This window comes from uncultured Victivallis sp. (genome assembly GCF_944391105.1).
Taxonomy (GTDB): Bacteria; Verrucomicrobiota; Lentisphaeria; order Victivallales; family Victivallaceae; genus Victivallis.
This window is the reverse complement of sequence record NZ_CALXSK010000015.1, coordinates 1-18,069: the sequence shown is the minus strand read 5'-3', so window position 1 is coordinate 18,069 and position 18,069 is coordinate 1. Positions and strand designations below refer to the sequence as shown.

The following is an 18,069-nucleotide window of genomic DNA, read 5'->3' as shown; positions in this document are numbered from 1 at the left end:
TGGAAAATGACTTTTTTGGCAGGGGGGCCGAAATGGGTGTTGTTGCCGACGAACTCGGGCTGGTGCATTTTGACGGAAGCGGTTTTGCCGGACTGATAGATTCCTGGCTGGATCGCTTTCCGGAGCCGTCCATCCTGGCCGCGAGAAACGCTCTTCCACCTGTGGGTCGGGAGTTCGAGCTGTATCCTTATCCGGTATTCGATCTGCCGTTGTCGGGTGAGAAGGTGATCACGTTTTGCGACATCAGAAGCCGGATATGCACGATGACTCTGCATCCCGGCGATGTGTTTCTTCTGCCGCCGGGGGTCTGGAAACTGCCGCGTTGGACGATCCCCCATGAGATGAGCAGTCTGGTCTTTCAGGAAAAGTTTGTGCGAATCACCTACGTGGAGCTGGAACACTCCGCCCCGGAAGGAGGTCGTCCCGTCTGCAGCTGCTTCTTTCATACCGCGGATTCTCCGACCGGAGAAATGCGGGCGCTGCTCCGGGTGTTGTGCACTCCCGGTTTGAATGAGAAGGCCGGTGGAGCGGTTTTCCGGGGGCTGCTTCATCTTGTCCGCGAATTGATTGCCCGGGAGCCGCCGCTTCGGCTGCCCAAGTCGGAAGCAACTTTTATCAAAATACGCAACTATCTGATTGATAACTGTATGTCTGCAATCGGACGGGAGGATGTTGCGCGGCGGTTCGAATTGAATTGCGCTTATCTTTCGCGCCTTTTCCACCGTTTCGAAGGGTGCACCCTTTCCGAATTCATGACGCGTCTGCGACTCGACCGGGCCGCGATGCTGCTGCGGGATACGGTTCTGTCGGTCGATGAAATCGCTGACCGGTGCTGTTACCGCAGCACCCCTTTTTTCACGAATCAGTTCAAGCGGTATTACGGACTTCCTCCGGCCCGTTACCGTTCTTCCCTGCGCGCAGAAGAATACGCGCAGCAGTTCAGCAGTACCGGAGGCGATCGGCCAGACCGGAGTGCCGTACCGTTTTCTGAGCGAGCGCCCGGGCGATGATTTCCTGCGTGCCCCAGAGTTCAAGCCGATCTTCGGCGCGGGTGATGCCGGTGTAGAGCAGTTCGCGCGTGAGGAGCGGAGTCGCTTCGTCCGGGAGCACCAGCAGCACATTGCGAAATCCCGACCCCTGGGACTTGTGAACAGTCATGGCATAGACGGTCTCATGCTCCGGAAGTTCCGCCGGAGTAAACGTGCGTTCCCGGTTCGGGAAATGGACCCTGAGTCCGCGGGAGGAGTCCGCTGCAACCAGCCCGATATCCCCGTTGAAGAGTCCCGTGCGAGGATCGTTGCGGGTTATGAGCAGGGGCACTCCTGGCAGATAGCAAGACGGTTGTTTCAGGAGTTTGCGGACAAGGGCGTTCCAGACTTCGACGCCACGCTTCCCCGTGCGCGTCGCACAGAGAATCTGGAACGAGCCCAGAAGTGCGAAGGCTGTTTGAAGCGACTCCGGATCTCCCGCTTCGCAGAGTGGTTTTAAATCCTCCATGGAAAGGGAGTTGTATACTGGAGTCCGGAGCAGGTGTCCGAGCTCTTTTTCCTGTTCCCGGACGGGGAGCGCCCGGGTCCTGAAATCCGGTGCATCGCAGAGGGCGATGCGCTCCGCCAGGGAGGATTCGCACCCGGGGGCGAGATCGCGGATGGCCGCACTGATCGAACCGATATGAATCGCACGGTCGAAGCGATGATTTTCTTTCAGCTCCGCAATCGTGCCGGAGAGGGGGCGCGTGTCGACCGGGGAGGCGTTCCAGCCGGTCTGAAGGAAAAACGCCTCCGCCGCTTCCGGGCGGAGCGCATTGAGCGTCGCGGAGTCACAGAGGTCCGACAGAACCGCTCCCGCTTCGACCGAGGCGAGTTGATCTTTGTCGCCGAGCATCACGATGCGGCAGCGCGGAGAAAGCGCCTCGAAGAGTTTCCCCATGAGCAGCAATGGAACCATCGAACACTCATCCAGAATGATGAGATCGTACGGCAGCGGATTCCCTCTGTGGTGGCGGCAATTCCCGCGCGGATTCATGCCGAGAAGCCGGTGGATGGTCGATGCCGGCAGTTCGAGCAGTCGCCTTTTGATCGATTCGTCGACGTTGAGAAGCTGAACTCCGCTCTGCAGGGATTCCGCGAGCCTGGAGTGTGCCTTGCCGGTCGGGGCCGCGAGCGCGATGGACAATGCGGGATTCCGGCGCAGTTCAAGTGCGAGCAGTGCCGCAACCACGGTGGTTTTCCCGGTTCCCGGTCCTCCAGTGATGACTGAGAAGGAGTTGCACATGGCGGTGAAGACGGCCTGCTGCTGAAAATCCGTCCGTTCCCTTCCTGCGTTCGCCGCGAAGTAGGGGAGGAGCCCGGCCAGCTCTCCCGGGGCGAGTTCCGGAGGAGGCAGCGACCGCGCGGCCCGGTCGCGGATTTCGGATGCGATGCGTTGTTCGTATTCGTAGTAACGGCGCAGGTAAAGCCGGCCGATCTCATCGAGTTTCAGCGGAGCGGTGGGCGCGGAAAACAGCGGTGCGAATTCCGGGCGGCGCAGCAGGGCGCACCACTGCGGAAACTCCGGAGTGCAAATCGTTCCGGAAGGTGTTTCAAATCGTTCTCCTGCAAAAAGTGCAAGCCTGCAGCAGCTGTGTCCCTCGCGGACTGCGCGGGAGGCGAGTGCTGCGGCAATTGCAACTTCCACGGGAACAGCAGATTGCAAAATCCGTTCCAGAAATTCCGCAAAGACCGTGTCGATCGGCTCGAAGCAGCCGGTTTCCGCAAGGGAGAAGCGGTTCATCCGATCACCTCCTCAAGTTGCCGCACAAGTTCATACGGCGGTTTGTCGTAAAAGACGCCCCGTCCGGGATGTTCCGGAGAGAGCCCGCGCAGAAAGAGGTAGAATACACCACCGAACAGCATTTCGTACTCCGATTCCCCGAACGTGCCGAGCCTCATGCGCAGAAACTTCACGGTCGCAACGATATAGATCATGTATTGCAGAAAATAGAAGTGCTTCGCCATCTCTTCCGGCAGCCGTTCCGGCAGAAAGTTCGCGCTTCGACCGCCGATGCGGTTCGATTTCCAGTCGAGGATGAAATATTTTCCGTGGTGGCGGAACAGCAGATCGATGTAACCGTTCAGGCAGCCGCCGGAAACGGTGCGGTTCCAGCCCGGCCACTCCACCATGCCGAACCGTTCCGCCACATAGTCGGAAAGCAGCTTTTGCAGTTCCCCGGTAGTGAATCCGGAACGGAAGCAATAGGCGAATTCCAGTTCCGCAAGTCGTTCGGATTTCGGCACATCCCGCAACCGGAACGGGGTGTGATCCGAACCTTCGAGCGGCGAGGCGAGCACGTTTTTCATCATCTCGACCGTGAGAGCGAGTTTTTCGGTCGGATCTTCTCCGGCGGCGATGACGCCGAAATCCGTCAACTGCGGAAGCGCAAGTTCGGCAAGTTCGTCGCCGCCCGCCTGAAAATCCGCGAGTTCGAGAATGCGATGCCAGGCGTTCCCGGCAGCTGCGCCGCCGCGGACCAAGAAGATTCCGCCTTCGGGAGGTTCTTCCTCCGGAAGCACTTCCGCCTCCTGCTCGTCGTAGTCGTACGGCGTATCGCGACCGCTTTCCTGCGGGCTGAGGCTGGAGTAGCTTACGAACTGCCAGTTCGCATCGATTTCGAGCCTGGTCGGCAGGAGTTCCAGTTCGATGGAGGAATCCGGCGCCGGGCGATACACTGCGCCGGGAGAGTCGGGGATGCCCTCAGTATCCATCAGTTCCGGTGGAATTTCCAACTCCGTGGAGGCGGTCGTCAACTGGGCGACCGGATCGGCGGCGTCTGTCGCCCGGCGCATCCGGAAGAGCCAGTTGAGGGCGGAGGCCTTCGCCCCCTTGCCCCAGAATACGTAACAGGCATGTTTTGCGCGGGTCAGCGCAACGTAAGCAAGACGGAGAAGTTCCTGGAGCCGTTCGTTTTGGGCTTTCCTTACCGACGATTCGGCTCCGGTGAGATCCCACTCCAGATCTCCCTCCGAATTGTGGAACAGACCGGCTTTCTTCTCCGCATTCCCGAGTTGCAGGCCCGGCAGCAGGACGATCGGAAACTCCAGCCCCTTGCTGCTGTGAATGGTCATGAGAGTCACCGATTCACGGTCGGTTTCCAGCAGCTGCTGAAACTCCTCCCCATCGGATTGATCCGGTGAGGCGATCCGGTCGGCAAGAAACTCCGTTACTCCCGCGGGGGTGAGACCGCGCCGGGCGGATTCCTGTTCAAGCAGATCGCCGAGTTGCAGCAAATTGGTGAGTTTGCGCTCGCCGCGCGGCAGGGCCGGATAGCGGGCGCGCACCTGGTAGGCGCTCAGCAGCGCGTTGAAAAACTCGATGAAACTGCCTTGATTCCAGATGAGTTGAAGTTCGTGCAGCCGGTTCTCTTCCCGGGACAGCCGGGTCTCGGCGTGTTCACTCAAAAGTTTGACGATGTCATCGAGCTTCCAGCCGCCGATCGGCGTGACGAGCAAATTCGGAAGTTCCCGCATGTCGTCGGACGAGGCGGCGCGGAGCACGCAGAGCAGTTCGCTCGCATCCTCCGAGGCGAAGACGTTTCCCGTGCGGGCGGCGACTGCCGGTATCCGTAGTTTATGCAGTTGATCTGCAATGAGTTCTGCTTCATAGTTGTTCAGTACGAGAATCGCGATGTCACCAGGACGCACGCCCGGTCCGGTCCGGCCCGGAAGCTGAAGGGTTTTGTCGTTCAACAGCTCCGCGACTTTCCGGGCGGCCATGGCGCGGCATTCATCCTCCTTCGCCTCAGGGAGATGGATGATGTGGAGCGGATGTTCCTCCGGTGTGCCGTTCCGCAGCAGGGCGGGAGCTGTGCCGGGAGCGCTCACGAGTGGAAAATCGATCTCCGGATCCGCGAACGGCATGGCATGGTTGTGGAAGATCCGGTTGACATCCTCGATCATGGCGGCGGACGAACGATAATTCGTCGAGAGATTGTACCGCTTCCCTCCTTCCGATTTCAACTCATTTGCCGCGCGGCGGTAGGTCGCGATGTCCCCGCCCCGGAACGCATAGATCGCCTGACGCGGATCCCCGACCGTGTAAAGGGTTCCGCCCGGCCGATGGAAGATCGATGTGAAAATTTCATACTGAATCGGATCCGTATCCTGAAATTCATCGACGATCCCTGCCGGATACCGTTCGCGCAGCGCTGTGCGCAACCGGCTGCCCGGTTCGTGAAGCGCATGGTGAACCTGTTCGAGCAGATCGTTGAACGTCTGGATATTGTCCCGATGTCTGCGGGCGCGGAACTCCCGGTCGACATATTCGGCCGCCGCAAGTTTCAGGGAGATTCCGTATGCGCGGATCATCTCTCCGAGCTGATCCGCCAGTTGAAACGGTTCGGCTTCGAGCATGCCGAGAACCGTTTCCGTCGACACCCCTTTGATCCGCTTCCGCACGCGCGAGGCCAGCGATTGCCGGCCGAACCCGGCAAGTTTCTGAAGTGCTTCGGCGGACGGCTCTTCCGTCAGGAGTTTCCGGGCTGCGGCGGGGGCTTCCGTCGCCGGGCCGGTCTCAAGTTTGTTCAGATAGGGGGCGACCTTTTCCAGCGTTTCCGGCAGAGCGCAGTTCCGCAATTTCATGAACCATGATTCCGCCTCGGCCAGTATCCGGGCCGGATCTGCGGCGGCCGCGTCGGGATAGTGCACGACAAGTCGCGGATGGGCAAGTTTGAGCTTCGCAATTTCGAGCAGATTGTCGGGCGTGATTTTGGCGGCTTTCGCCAGCGCGATGGAGAATTCCGCGCCGGAACCGTAGAAGTGTCCGCGGTAGAAATCCATGCCGATTTCCGCAACGATTTTCGACACGTCCTTCACAAGTTCGCTCCGGAACAGAACGCCGCTCTCGAAGGCGTTTTCGCTCAGCACTCTCGCGCAAAAACCGTGAATCGTCGAGATCGGAGCGTCGTCGAATCCCAGCAGCGCCGAGCGCAGCAGATCGATACAGGTTTTCCGGGGGGTCCCTCTTTCGATCGCGTTCCGGAGCAGGAGCGCTTCGCGGCTGTCGGACTCTTCATCTTCCGCTTCTGCAGAGTGGAGAACCTCTCCGAGAACCGAGCGAATCCGCTCCCTCAGCTCCGCCGTCGCAGCCTCGGTGAAGGTCACGACCGGCAGCGAACCAATCGGCAGCTGCCGCTCCAGCAGAAAGCGGACCACCAGATTCTGAATCGTGTAGGTTTTGCCGGTTCCGGCGGCGGCTTCGATGAGGTTCATCCCCTCCAGCCGGTAATCGAGATAGGCGGGACGTGTGCTCATATTTCCTCCTCCCGGAACGGGAATGCCCCGAGAATCGTGTCCGCGCAGCGGATGAATTCCGCTTCAAAGTCCGGATCGTCAAATGCTTCCGGCGCATAGCACTGTTTGACTGCCGGGTCGTCGAAATCCCCCGTTGCGCCACTCCCCTTGTAGCTGACGTCGAAGGCGTTGCGCGCCGCATCATAATCCTGCTCCCGATATTTCCAGGAGGCCTTTTCGAAGAACGGCAGCGGGTGAGTGAGCCCGATCCGGAAGAGTTCGAGATCCGCCTCCAGCGCCTGACGCGCTTCCGCACACCCCGCCGGATCGAGAATCCGGACCGCGGGGCCGTCGCGTCCGACGGTCAGCACGGAAGTCGTGACCGGACCGCCGTTCGCCAACGTGAGCAGCAGGTGCCGCAGCAGCGCCCGGACGGCATGTTTGAGTTTGAGTTCCGAAAAGAACAGAAGTTGCTGGCGGTCTCCCCCCGGAGAGGCTTCCAGCGTGCCGGCGATGCGGAAGCCGCCGACTTCCAGGTGAACCGCGAACGGTTCCTGCTCCCGCACTCTCTGTTTCCACTCGCCCGGAATGCCTGAGACGACCTCGTACAACTCCTCGAACAGCTGCTCGCCTCCGCTCCCGACCGGCAGACGGCAGCGGCGGCGCAGCAGCCGGTATTGTGTATCGCGATCGAGTTCGTCGAGCGTATAGGCTCCTATCTCGCTTTTGAGCAGATATTTTTGCAGATTGTCGACGGTTTCCGGAGTCGGTTCGGTATCTTCCGGGCCGGCCTGAATGCCATGCAGAAAGATGCCGGCACGGTTGTTCAGAAACCAGCGGCATGGATGGCAGAAGAATCGTTCGAGCTCATCCACGGGGAGGAGTTCCGGGGGGGGAGGCGCCGGCGGAAACTGCAAAATCTCCGGTCCGGTTCCGGGAGCCGTTTGCTGTGTCCGCAACGATTCCAGCAGGGAACGGGCCGCTTCAAAGTTCTCCGGTGAGCGGGAACGGGCGTCCGGATTCGGATTGTTCCGGTTGAAGTAACTCAGCTCAAACGGCTGAAGCCGGTGGCGCGTCACTTCGAACGGTCCGCTTGCCTTCAGATAGTCGATGAGTTCTCCGAGCGGAATGGCCGGAGGATACTCCTCCTTCCCGCGCGCGCTCTGCCCCTGATAGAAAAGCATGAGGCACTTTCCGGCGGACTGAATCGCTTCCAGAAAAAGATAGCGATCCTCCGCCTGATGCGAACGGTCGCACGGTGCGACCTTCCGGTTCATGAGATTGAAGCCGGGTTTCAGGTCGCGGCGTGGAAACTCCCCGTCGTTTAATCCGAGGATCGCCACGACCTTCATCGGGATGCTCCGCATCGGTACGAGCGAACAGAAGGTGATCTTCCCGCGCAGGAACGGGTCGTTGCGTCCGGTTTCCGAAAGCGAAGTGGTTACGATCTCCTCAATCACCTCGATCGGCAGCGTCGAGGTGAAACCCGCGGCGGCGGCTTCGCGTCCCGGACGCTGCACGGCACGGCGCAGCGCGGCGAGTTCCTCAAACTCCTCCTCCGACGCCAGAAAGAACTCATCGACGGCCTGAAGCAGACGCTGATTCCACTCCTCCGGCGTCCGGTCGAGGGAGATGTCGCGACGCAGGGTGAACATCGCTTCGACGGCTGTGATGAACTTCCCGAGCAGTTCCGCGTCTCCTCCAATCGCATCAAGAGGCAGAATCCCGTCGGAATGAAGATCTTCCGGTACCTCGTCCCGCGCGAAACCCAGCAGCAGCCGGTCGAGCCCCTGCCGCCAGGAATATTCGTCGAACGCGACCGAACAGCTTTTCCGGTGGTCGGAGGCATCCACCCCCCAGCGAATTCCCGCTTCTTCGATCCAGGCGGCGATGGTATCGAGTTCTTCCGGGGCGATCCCGAAACGGTTCCTGAGAGACGGAACATGCAGAAAATCAAGGATCTTTGATGCTTCCACCCTCCCGGAACGGAGCTTCAGAAGTTCGAAGAAGCACTCCGCGATGCGGCTTGTGCTGCGCAGACTCCGATCGGAAATCGCGTAGAGGTTCTTCAACTCTCCCCGGTCGAAAATCGAGTGGATATATGACGCATAGGAGTTGATGTCAGGCGCCATGACGATGATGTCGCGCGGCTGAATTTCGGGATCCTCGAGCAGTTCGAGCAGCTGATCGTGCAGAATTTCGATTTCGCGCCGCGCACTGTGGCAGTTGTGCACCCGGACCGAGCGGTCATCGTCGGGGAATGCGAACGGTCTGCCCGTGATTTCGCCGTCACCCTCCGCCCCGCGGCGGAACATCGCATAAATATCCTGCTGAAGAGCGGTCAGCCGGGTCGGATTCACATAGTCGTCCGGCCCGTCTCCGCGCGTTTCGAGGAACGATTCAAAGAGTTCCCCTCCGTCGGCGCGGATCACCTCCGGCGCTTCGCAGATGCAACGGAAAAACTCCCGTCCCTGCGCGCCGAAACCCGCCAGCAGCGGGTTGCCGTCATGAAATGCCGCAAGCTCCCCGCCGTCCCGGGCGATGAGCCGGGCGGCCTCCGCGGTCGAGTATTGCTCCGCCCAGTACTCCCGGCTCGGATTCAAATAGAAAAAAATGATCTGCGTGAATTCTGAGAGCTTCAGGAAAAAATGGAGGAACAGCGGCGGCATCGTGCCGACCCCGAAGATCGTGATCCGCTCCGGCAGAACGCCCGGCGATACCCCGGCGAGCTTGAAAAACTCCGTAAAATAATATTCGCGTGAAAACGACTCCCCGCGCAGTTCGCAGTAAAGCCGTTTCTGCCATTCGGCGTCCTCCCACCCTGCCGCGCCGCCCTTGCGCCAGCGTGTGAGCATCTCCGGCCGGTAGATCTGGTACTGGTCGAACAGTTCCGCAATCCGGCAGGAGAGCTGCCACTCCTTGAGCTCCTTCTGCGGCGGAGTCAGATAAGGGGCGAGTTCCGGATACGCCCCGGATTTCTCCCGGAGGATCCGCCAGATCCGCCATGGCAGCACTTCGGAGGAAAAACGTTCGAAGTCCGCGCGAAATGACGGGAACAGCGATTCGAGCGTCCGGTTCACGAAATTCACGAGAAACGGCGTGTCGATGTTTGCGGCAATGCGCCCCCCGTCTCCGATTTTCAGCTTCAGCCACGAGGCCATTCCCCGGGTCTGCACGACGACCGTTTCCGGGGTGAAAACATCCCCGGGCGGCGAATCGGCGATGATTTCAATGAATTTCTCCGCCAGACGTTCAAGTTTGTTGCCGGTGTAGAGACGGAAACTCACAGCGACTTTCCCCTGGTTGAACAAAAGTGCGGAAATATAACCGCGCTGCTTTCTTTTTTCAACCTCCCGGAGCGGTTTTTTGCAGGAATTCCGCGACCGCCTTCCAGGCGTCGCGTTTCTCCTCGTAACGCATGGCCGCCGCAGCCGGACTTGTGGAGGGGAGGCGGAGAATGACAAGATTCTGATTCGCAAAGAGTTCCGGTGCGCTCCGCTTGAGCTGTTCGAATGATTTCCCGCCGTTGCAGCCGATGAATCCGATCGTCGGATGATTCGCGATGAGCTGCGCAACCGGATTCGGTTCGATATCGCGGATCTTCGTGTCGAGACTTCCCGTGCGGCGGCCCGCTCCGATCGTGTCCCACAGCGCGACCCCCGCTCCGCGCAGAGCTGCGAGGCGTTCTTCGTAGGGCAGCGCCGGATCGAAGTCGAGCAGCTCCCCCATGATCCGCCAGAACGCATTGTGTTTGAATGCGTAATACTGCTGCTGCCGAAGCGACTCCTCTCCCGGCAGCGAACCGAGTATCAGCACGCGCGGATCGCGTCCGATCATCGGGGGAAACGAGCGTTTGAGGGGGAGCGCGTTCATCGGATCCGGTTCTTCAGAAAGTGCACAAGTTCGTCGAAATCGACCGATGCCAGCCCGACTTTCTTGTCCGCGGCTCCGTACCCCATCAGCAGCCGTCCGTCCGGCATGCGCACCCCTGAACAGCTGAAGAGACAGGGCGTTGTGAACTCCCCTTCGAGCTCCCACGGCTGGTCGGCGTAAAGCAGCCGCTCCGCGGGACGCACAAGGATTTCCGGATGCAGCGTGCCGTTTTCGCGCAGCAGCATGAAGCTTTGCGTATAGCCGATCTTCTCATCCTGTTTGCCGTGGTACGGCAGCAGCCAGAGCCCCGGTTCGAGTTCGACCGGCGGCCAGCTTGCTCCGATCCGGTCGGCCTCCCACGGGAACTCGGGCGTGGCGAAGAGTGTGCGGTCCGTCTTTGTGTCGTCGGCGAAATCCGTGAGAAGATCCGCCGCGGCAAAGAAGATCGACGGCTTGTCGAGCGAGGTGTCGTACCGTTCGGGATTTTTCGGGCGGTGGATGCAGACGATCCGCTTTTTTCCGCCGATTTCAAGCCGGCGCGGAAAGAGGAATACGTCGCGGTCATCCGAGCGGTCCGGGTTGTGCAGCGGCCCGATCATGCGGAACGCCGATTCGTAATTCCGCCCGGCCAGCTCATCGAGGTCGACCCGGAAGAGCACGCTCACGGTTGTGTTGTCCGTCACCGCCGTTCCGAGGCCGTGTGCGGGATCGAGCGCCCACTCCGGCATGCACTGCGCCGGTTCGTCGTGCTCCCAGTAGGGGCCCGGCGGAAATGCGCGGCAGGCGACCGTGAGAAAAAGTTCCCCCTCAAAATGGAAGAGCCGCGGATCTTCGATGCAGCCGTTCGTGTAGTTGACTTTTCCGTCGGGAGTGAGGAGTTTTTCCCTGGCATACTCCAGCGCGGGTGCGAGTGCGGGGCGCGAAAAGTCGAACTGCCAGTCCCTTCCGCCGTTTTCGCTCACGGCGTATCCGAGAAAGATCGGGAAGGGCAGCGGTTTGCCGGGTATCTGTTTCGCCGGCCAGGGGCCGGTCGCCCGGAAGAGCATGTGGAGTTTTTCCGGATTGTCGGGATCGGCGATGAGGGCGGGATTCAGGATCATCTGACTCGCCCAGTCGCAGCCGGGCTGCGGGGCGCGGACGAACTGTTTTTCAAATGAAAGCATTCTGTTTCTCCCGGTAAAGGTGTCGTTTGGCATAAAATACAGCAATTCGCGATTTTCTGCAAATAAGTTTCTTGCATTGCCGGAAATCCGGGCATATATTGCCCGAAGAACGGAATCGGGAGGCGGATATGGCGGATTACAGATTCATCGACCGGGACGGGCGCGAAAAAAAACTCGATGCGGGGGCTCTGCTCCGGCGTCTCTCCCGCGGGCGGATCAGCCTGGAGACTCCGGTGCGGAGAGTGGATCAGGCGAAGTTTCAGCCGCTGAAGAAGGACCCCGACCTCGGTCCGGCTTCCGGCGTCATCGAGTGCGAAAACTGGATGGCCGCGCGCCGTGTTTCACTCATGTCGGAAACCTGTTTTTTTCTGCTGGGCGTGATATTGGCCGTTTTTATGCTGCTGTTCGGATCAGATTGGAAATGTCTCGCTTTTTCGGCGGTCTGGATTTTTCCGGCAATCCTGATCGGCGCACAGTTCCGGAAGCGTTGGCCGCGTCTTCCGTCCCGGAGAGAGCTCAGACAGGCCTGGCTGCTTCTGCTGCCGTATCTCAATTTGCTGACCGGTCCGGCGGTTGGATTTGCAATGTTTCGGCGGAGGCGGTTCGCCTTCACCGTTGCGTGGGCCGCATATTCACTGCTGGTGGTGATGTTATGGCTGCTGCCCGGTACTTTGGAGGCGCGGTTTTATCCGGCGATTCTGCTTTTGTTTGCATATGGAGCGGCGTTCTGGATGCAGATCAGCGTAGCACGGATGTCGCGTCTCCGGCTTGCGGCCATCCGGAAGAGCGCCGGATTCGGAGAAGTTCCCCCTTGGTATCGGCCGCTGCCGCGCCGGAGTTCCCCGCTGCTGCCGTTCTGGCGGAGGCGCGGAAAGGCGGAAATGCGGTTGTTCGTCTGGAGTTCTCTGGTTTGTTTCCTCTCACTTGCCATCTATGCGGGCGTGCTTTGGGGAGTCGGTATGATTCAGCTCGGCGAGGTCGAGCGCGAGGTGCGCGGGCGGGGATTGCCGGTGACGGATGCGGAATGTGTCTCGGAGCTCGATCACGAGGCGGCCGCTCTCTTTGATTTGATCGAGCTGCCGGAATTCCCCGCGGAGTTCTGCCTCCGGTTCATGGAGTATCCGGACCTGTACGGCGAGCGCGACGCCGTCTACCGCTGTGAGGTGCAGCGATATTTTGAGACGAACCGGGAGAAGTTTCAACCCCTTCGCGGAGTCTGGGCGCTCGGCGTAATCACGCTGCCGGACGCGGAGTCCGAACTCGTTCAGGAACGGCGGCGCAAGATCAAGATTCTCTTGAAACTCTTCGAACCCGGTCTGCGACAGGAATATTCGTCCGCCGATCTGGCGCGGGTTCTGCGCTTTCTGTATCGGCTGGAGGCGCTGGATGAAGGGTATCTGTGCGCGGGAATGTCTGAGAATCTGCTCGCGAAATGCGCAACCGACCTGTCGCTGGAGACGCTCTATGCGGAAGCCGATTTCTGGAAGCTGCGGGAGGAGTTGCTTCAACGGCGGGTTCTCGACCTCTACTGGCGCATTCATCTTGCGATTCTGGATCCCTGTGAACAGTCACTCGAAGGCTGCATGTTCTTCTATCGGCCGATTTTCCGGGCGGAACGGCTGCGGCGGATGCTTGCGGAGATTCCGCGCGCCGTCTGGGAGTTTGGGGACGGGAGCGCGTCCCGTCATGCGTTTGCCAAGTCGAATCTGTTCGATCCGGCAACCTTTCCGATCAATTCCGTGCGGATAAACCGGTCCTTCCGCGAAGCGCTCGCCCGATGTCGCGTCGCCCGGGTCGGAATCGCCGCGGAGATTTTCCGTCGGGAACACGGGGCTTTTCCGGAAAAACTCGAAGAACTGGTTCCGGACTGTTTCCCCGCCGTGCCGAAGGATCCCTTCACCGGAGAGGAGTTGCGTTATCTCAGGGGCAGGCTGGAACATGCCGCTGCGGACATCCGGTTCCGGAACGGGAAATTCGAGGAACAGCTCCGGGAAGGTTTCGCGGAAGGGATCCGGGTCTACAGTGTCGGAGCCGACGGCGTGGACGACGGCGGCCGGAACTGGAGTTTCGGCCGCACGATCGACATCTCGTTTACGATCATCGGCAAATGAGCGGTGCCGCAGTTCAGCACATCTCCCGGAACGTGATCGAACCGAGGGTCTCATCCGCATCGGAATTTTCGATGAAGAGCAGCCGGTTGCCCGCCGCATTCAGCTGCGGATGCGGATGACGGTATTGACCGGTCGGGTCGGAGTGGATGGTCTTGACGATCTCCTTCGTCCCGGCGGTGCGGTCGATCCGGATGATGTCGAACTCTTTTTCGGTCTTGCGTTTCGTATTTCCCCACCACATGGTGTCCATGGCGAAGACGGTTCCGTCGGCGTTGCAGGAGCTGTGCCAGTAGTCATCGCAGTCGAGAACCGTGTAATTGCTGCCGTCGAGCTGCATCGTGACGAGAGCGCCGGGCAGGACGCTCACTGGATAGCGGACCGCACAGATGGTGTCGCCTGCGGTCATCTCGTGCCCGATGCATTCGAGGAGTTTGCCGTCGGCGGAAATTTCGTGGTGGTGGAGAACCTGTTTTTCTCCGGTTTTCCAGTTGATCCGGTTGATCCGGTCCGGGATCGTTTCGGTCGCGCCCTCGTGTGCGTAGATCAGCCAGTCGGTGTTTTTCTGGAACTGGAAGTGATTGGCGAAAAATCCGCCGAACGGCAGTGACGCCCGGCATTCGAGTGATGCCGTGTCGAAGATCAGCAGTTCCGAGTGTGCCGGCTTGCCCGGCTCCAGAGAGTAGACGCCGAACGCCGTGAGTTTGCCGTCCGCGCTGCGGTTGCCGGGGCCGCCGATGCGCGTGGCGGAGTCATGGTGGCGGTAGACCAGCTCCGGTTCGCCGCCGTGGAGCGGTACCCGGTAAAGTTCCGCCGCGCGCGGCAGGAGCAGCGCCTCCTGGTCCGGCAGAAACACCGAGGGAAGCAGTTCTTCGCTCACGATGTTCACCGGAATCCCGTTCCACTGCTCCAGGGAGACATCCGCGGTGATTTTCCGTTCCGACGGCGACCAGGCATGGAGTCGGATCCCGGTGAAATCGGGCCGGGCCGAAAAAAAGATGAAGTACGATTCCTCTTTTCCCCAGGGGGAGGAGGTGTAGTAAGGGAGAAAAGTCATGCGGCCCGGCAGCTCAATGCGCTGCTCCCGCCAGGAGGAATTGATGTTTTTCATAATAGAGGATTCCCTGAATTGTTTTTGTTCCAATCCGGATATATATACCATACACCGGCTTGGTTGTTTTGCAATGGAGAAACCCGTTTCTGCTTGAAAAAAATGTGTTTCCGGAGTAGTTTAAGAGAATCGGGAGGCGATGGAACATGGATATTTTCGAAGCGGTGATGATGGTTTGTTTCGGCGCGAGCTGGCCGGTGTCGATCTGGAAGACCATCCGGGTGAAGAATCCGATCGGCAAGAGCGTGATTTTTCTGTGGCTGGTGGAGATCGGGTATCTTTCGGGGATCGTCTACAAGCTCGCGCATCCGGACTGGGTGATCGCGCTCTACTGCCTGAATGCGCTGATGGTTGGAACCGATCTCTTTCTGGTGATGAAATACAACCGGATGCGCCGCCGGGGGGAACTCCGCTGAGAGAAGAGGCCGTCCGGGGAGGGGCACGTCCCCGGACGCGGCGGGATGCCGCGCCACCCCCGCGAACCCTGATCTGCCCGGGTTTGCGGCCGGACCGGTTGTGCCGGCCCCGTTCCGGACTTTCCCTCTGCGTCAGGCGCAAAACGACACTGCAAAATCGTTTTTTTTCTTGAATGTCACATGAGTTTCGTGTGCAGTATTTTGCTGTAATATTTGTACATACATTAGCGAAAAAGAAGTACATTTTTCTCCGGAAAAAGGGGGGCGGCAGGCTTGACATGGTTCTTTTTTTTGGGTATAATATTGGGGAAAGGCAGAGGGAAATCTTAAATGTCCATACAAATCAAATACAAGGAAATCTACCGCGAACTCTCCCGGGAAATCAATTCCGGAGTCTTTGCCGTCGGCGAGAGAATTCCCACGGAGTTTCAACTTGCCGGACGGTTCGGTGTGACCCGGCAGACGGTGCTGAAGGCTCTCGACGTCCTCAAGCATGACGGAATGCTCCGGTCCGTGCGGGGCAAGGGAACCTATGTGGCCGGAACCTGTCGGAAGACCAGCCGCAGGGAGCGAAGCAATAAACAGTTCGCCTACATCTGCTCCAATCTGCAGGATTCGCTGGGACATCGAATCCTCGTGGGGGCGGAACAGGCCGCCTCCCGGGCCGGCTACTCTCTGGTTGCCTGCAATACCGGGAACGATTCCGGAAGCGAGGCGGAATATCTCCGCCGCTCCCGGGACAATCGGATTTCCGGCATCATCCTGCTGCCCTATCTGCAGTCCAACCGGGATCTGGTGCGGGATCTGGCGGGGGAAATCCCGCTGATTTGTGTGGACAACGGTTATCCGGATCTCAACATTCCGGTGGTTCACACCAACAATTTTCTGGCGATGTACAACGCGGTCAGTTACTTGATCGAACTCGGCCACTCCCGGATCGGGTACATCATGAACAGCCGCGAATTGCTCGATTTCATCCCTTCGGCCCGCGACCGCTTTCAGGGGTATCGAAAGGCGTTGAGCGATCACGATCTGCCGTTTTCGCAGGATTGGATTGCGGAGCTGGGGAGTGAACTCTCCCACCGGCGTCCCGGTGATGTGGGGCTGGATCTCTACGGATATCCGGCCATGAACCGGCTCATCAGCGCCCCGGAACCGCCGACCGCCGTGATTCTGCAATGGGATGAACTTGCACCGGGCGCACTTTGTGCCGTGCGGGATGCCCACAAGCGGGTTCCCGAGGATTTTTCCCTCCTCGGATTCAACGACGATGAACTTTGCTCGCTGATGACGCCGCAGCTGACCAGTGTCCGCCAGCCCGCCGAGGCCATCGGGGAACAAGCCGTTCATTGTCTGCTCAGAATGATCGGAGGCGAAGAGACGGTTCCGGAGAAAATCCAGCTGCCCAGCAAACTGATCAAACGTTCCAGTACCGGAAGAGTTAAAACGGATAACAGCTAACAGAAAGGATGTTAAGATGAAACGCGCTCCATTCACATTAATTGAACTTCTTGTTGTGATTGCAATCATTGCGATTCTTGCCTCGATGCTGCTGCCGGCGCTGAATCAGTCGAGGCGGCGCGCCTGGACCACGCAGGATATCAACAGTCTCAAGCAGATGGGGCTGGGCATGACGCAGTACGCCGCGGATTATGCCGACATGATTCCCGATATCCTGGTGGACGGGACTACGAATCCCTGTACGACGGTCAACCGCTACAATTTCTGCAAACGTCTGATCAGGGGAAAATACATCACGCACCGTTCGGCGAACTCGCCGTTCTCCCGGCCGCTCTCCGCAGGCGGAGATCGGTTTTCCGCGACGCAGGACTACTGGGTCGACTGGTGCAAAAACATGCAGAACTGCCCGCAGCGCGATCCGCGCATCGTAAGTTTTGAGAGTTATTATGGAGACTGGTTTTTTACGCGCGATGACAAGCAGAAAATCAACCGTTTGCCCCAATATATGCTGAACAATCCGAACAAGCGGGTGCCGCTCTCCCGCGTGAGAGTCGCCTGGTACATGGAGTACGACGCCCTGCAGGAGGCCCAGAACTCCCCCGTGCTCTTTCTGGACAGCCACGTTGTCAATCCCGGCGCGCATGTCCTGACCGAGTGGAAAAACTGGATGAAGAACAAGAACAACTGATCCTGAAAGATGGAAGAGAGTTTCCCCATGAATATCAAACCGTTTCTCGGCATCGTTGCGGGCTGCGCCCTCCTCTCCGCCGCCGCAAGCACCAACTACTATCTCAATCCGGAGAAACTTGCCGGAGTCATCGGCGAAAGCGGGGCCGACGGCGAGCTGCACGCCCGGGCGCTGCATGCCGAATTTTCCGGAGGAATGCAGGAGGTGAACGGCCGAAAATTCCCGACTTTGTACGCAAAGGGGGGAAAATCGCTGCTGATCTGGAAATTCAACCGTGCACCCGGTGACCGGAAGGTCTACCGCGTCGATCTCAAGGCCCGGCTCTATGTGGAGCCCGACGCGAGAAGCGCCGGAGCGGCTCTTCCGGAGCTGGCAGTCGGATTTCTGGATTACCGCGGGGAACGTTATACCGATCGTTATTTCGTCTCCGACGATTCGGCCATGGGGGTCGTCGCCACGGCGGAGGCAGACTCCGCAGAGCGGCCGACCCTGCAGAACGACAAACTGCTGCTCATTCCGGCGAGCCAGCAGGAATTCTACGTCATCCTCTCGGCCGTGACTCCGAATCTCAAAGGGAAGCCCTGCGGTCGCGTGGAGTCGTTCCGGGTTGATTTCACCCCCTGGGAACTCCCCGCGGGCGATGAGGCGGAGTGCCCTTACTGGAGCGCGGATCCCGGGATGGTTCACAATGTGCTCGAGTTCGGAGCGGACCCGACGGGTCAGAAAGATTCCGCTCCGGCGATCCAGAAAGCGCTCGACATCGGCGGAGAAGTGGTGATCCCGGCCGGGATTTATCTGCTGGAGAGCACCCTGGTCATTCGAAAATCCAACACCACGCTCCGCGGAGAAAACGGCGCCGTGCTGACTCGCAAACGCCGGGAGGGAAACGATCCGACGAAAAATGATTAGGTTGTGTCGTCAATAGATTTGTGCTATATTATGCAAACGTCAAAAAAGGATATAGGGAAAATGGCGAATGCATA

12 protein-coding genes are annotated in these 18,069 nt (G+C 59.4%); 6 read left to right on the top strand and 6 right to left on the bottom strand.

The features are described 5' to 3' along the window. Positions 1 to 32: 32 nt before the first annotated feature. Positions 33 to 1,010: an AraC family transcriptional regulator gene (locus tag Q0K10_RS06580; protein WP_294504820.1), complete on the top strand. Its 978-nt coding sequence runs from the start codon at positions 33 to 35 to the stop codon at positions 1,008 to 1,010. Here Q0K10_RS06580 and recD read toward each other — a convergent pair. From recD to Q0K10_RS06555, 5 genes are read right to left on the bottom strand one after another with little or no spacing between them, the layout of a single operon-like run. After that, positions 940 to 2,772, bottom strand: a complete 1,833-nt coding sequence (recD, locus tag Q0K10_RS06575; RefSeq protein WP_294504817.1) for an exodeoxyribonuclease V subunit alpha — start codon at positions 2,770 to 2,772, stop codon at positions 940 to 942. The genes Q0K10_RS06580 and recD overlap by 71 nt on opposite strands. Further along, positions 2,769 to 6,287 (bottom strand): UvrD-helicase domain-containing protein, encoded by a 3,519-nt coding sequence (locus tag Q0K10_RS06570; protein ID WP_294504814.1) that lies wholly within the window; start codon positions 6,285 to 6,287, stop codon positions 2,769 to 2,771. Before Q0K10_RS06570 ends, recD begins: the two co-directional genes overlap by 4 nt. Continuing rightward, entirely contained in the window at positions 6,284 to 9,553 is a 3,270-nt protein-coding gene (recC, locus tag Q0K10_RS06565) for an exodeoxyribonuclease V subunit gamma (RefSeq protein WP_294504812.1), read from the bottom strand. The genes Q0K10_RS06570 and recC overlap by 4 nt, the downstream gene beginning before the upstream one ends. 58 nt (positions 9,554 to 9,611) lie before the next feature. Then, complete coding sequence (locus tag Q0K10_RS06560) at positions 9,612 to 10,139, bottom strand: DNA-deoxyinosine glycosylase (protein ID WP_294504810.1); 528 nt, start codon at positions 10,137 to 10,139, stop codon at positions 9,612 to 9,614. After that, on the bottom strand, positions 10,136 to 11,302 hold the full coding sequence (locus Q0K10_RS06555; protein WP_294504807.1) for a hypothetical protein: 1,167 nt from the start codon (positions 11,300 to 11,302) through the stop codon (positions 10,136 to 10,138). Before Q0K10_RS06555 ends, Q0K10_RS06560 begins: the two co-directional genes overlap by 4 nt. Positions 11,303 to 11,430: 128 nt before the next feature. On the opposite strand from Q0K10_RS06555, the gene Q0K10_RS06550 reads away from it, so the two are divergent. Continuing rightward, complete coding sequence (locus Q0K10_RS06550; RefSeq protein ID WP_294504805.1) at positions 11,431 to 13,413, top strand: hypothetical protein; 1,983 nt, start codon at positions 11,431 to 11,433, stop codon at positions 13,411 to 13,413. A 13-nt stretch (positions 13,414 to 13,426) separates the two neighbouring features. On the opposite strand, the gene Q0K10_RS06545 is transcribed toward Q0K10_RS06550, so the two are convergent. Beyond that, a complete protein-coding gene (locus Q0K10_RS06545; RefSeq protein ID WP_294504803.1) occupies positions 13,427 to 14,521 on the bottom strand; it encodes a hypothetical protein in 1,095 nt (364 codons plus the stop codon). A 146-nt stretch (positions 14,522 to 14,667) separates the two neighbouring features. Here Q0K10_RS06545 and Q0K10_RS06540 point away from each other — a divergent pair, with 146 nt between their 5' ends. The 4 genes from Q0K10_RS06540 (at position 14,668) to Q0K10_RS06525 (ending at position 17,995) form a co-directional block, all read left to right on the top strand. Next, the gene (locus Q0K10_RS06540) at positions 14,668 to 14,937 is read left to right on the top strand and encodes a hypothetical protein (protein ID WP_294504801.1); all 270 of its coding nucleotides are present in this window, start codon (positions 14,668 to 14,670) and stop codon (positions 14,935 to 14,937) included. Between the two features lie 330 nt (positions 14,938 to 15,267). Next, positions 15,268 to 16,398 (top strand): GntR family transcriptional regulator, encoded by a 1,131-nt coding sequence (locus Q0K10_RS06535; protein ID WP_294504798.1) that lies wholly within the window; start codon positions 15,268 to 15,270, stop codon positions 16,396 to 16,398. A gap of 16 nt (positions 16,399 to 16,414) precedes the next feature. Continuing rightward, a complete protein-coding gene (locus Q0K10_RS06530; protein ID WP_294504796.1) occupies positions 16,415 to 17,086 on the top strand; it encodes a type II secretion system protein in 672 nt (223 codons plus the stop codon). Between the two features lie 27 nt (positions 17,087 to 17,113). Beyond that, complete coding sequence (locus Q0K10_RS06525) at positions 17,114 to 17,995, top strand: glycosyl hydrolase family 28-related protein (protein WP_294504794.1); 882 nt, start codon at positions 17,114 to 17,116, stop codon at positions 17,993 to 17,995. Positions 17,996 to 18,069 lie beyond the last annotated feature (74 nt).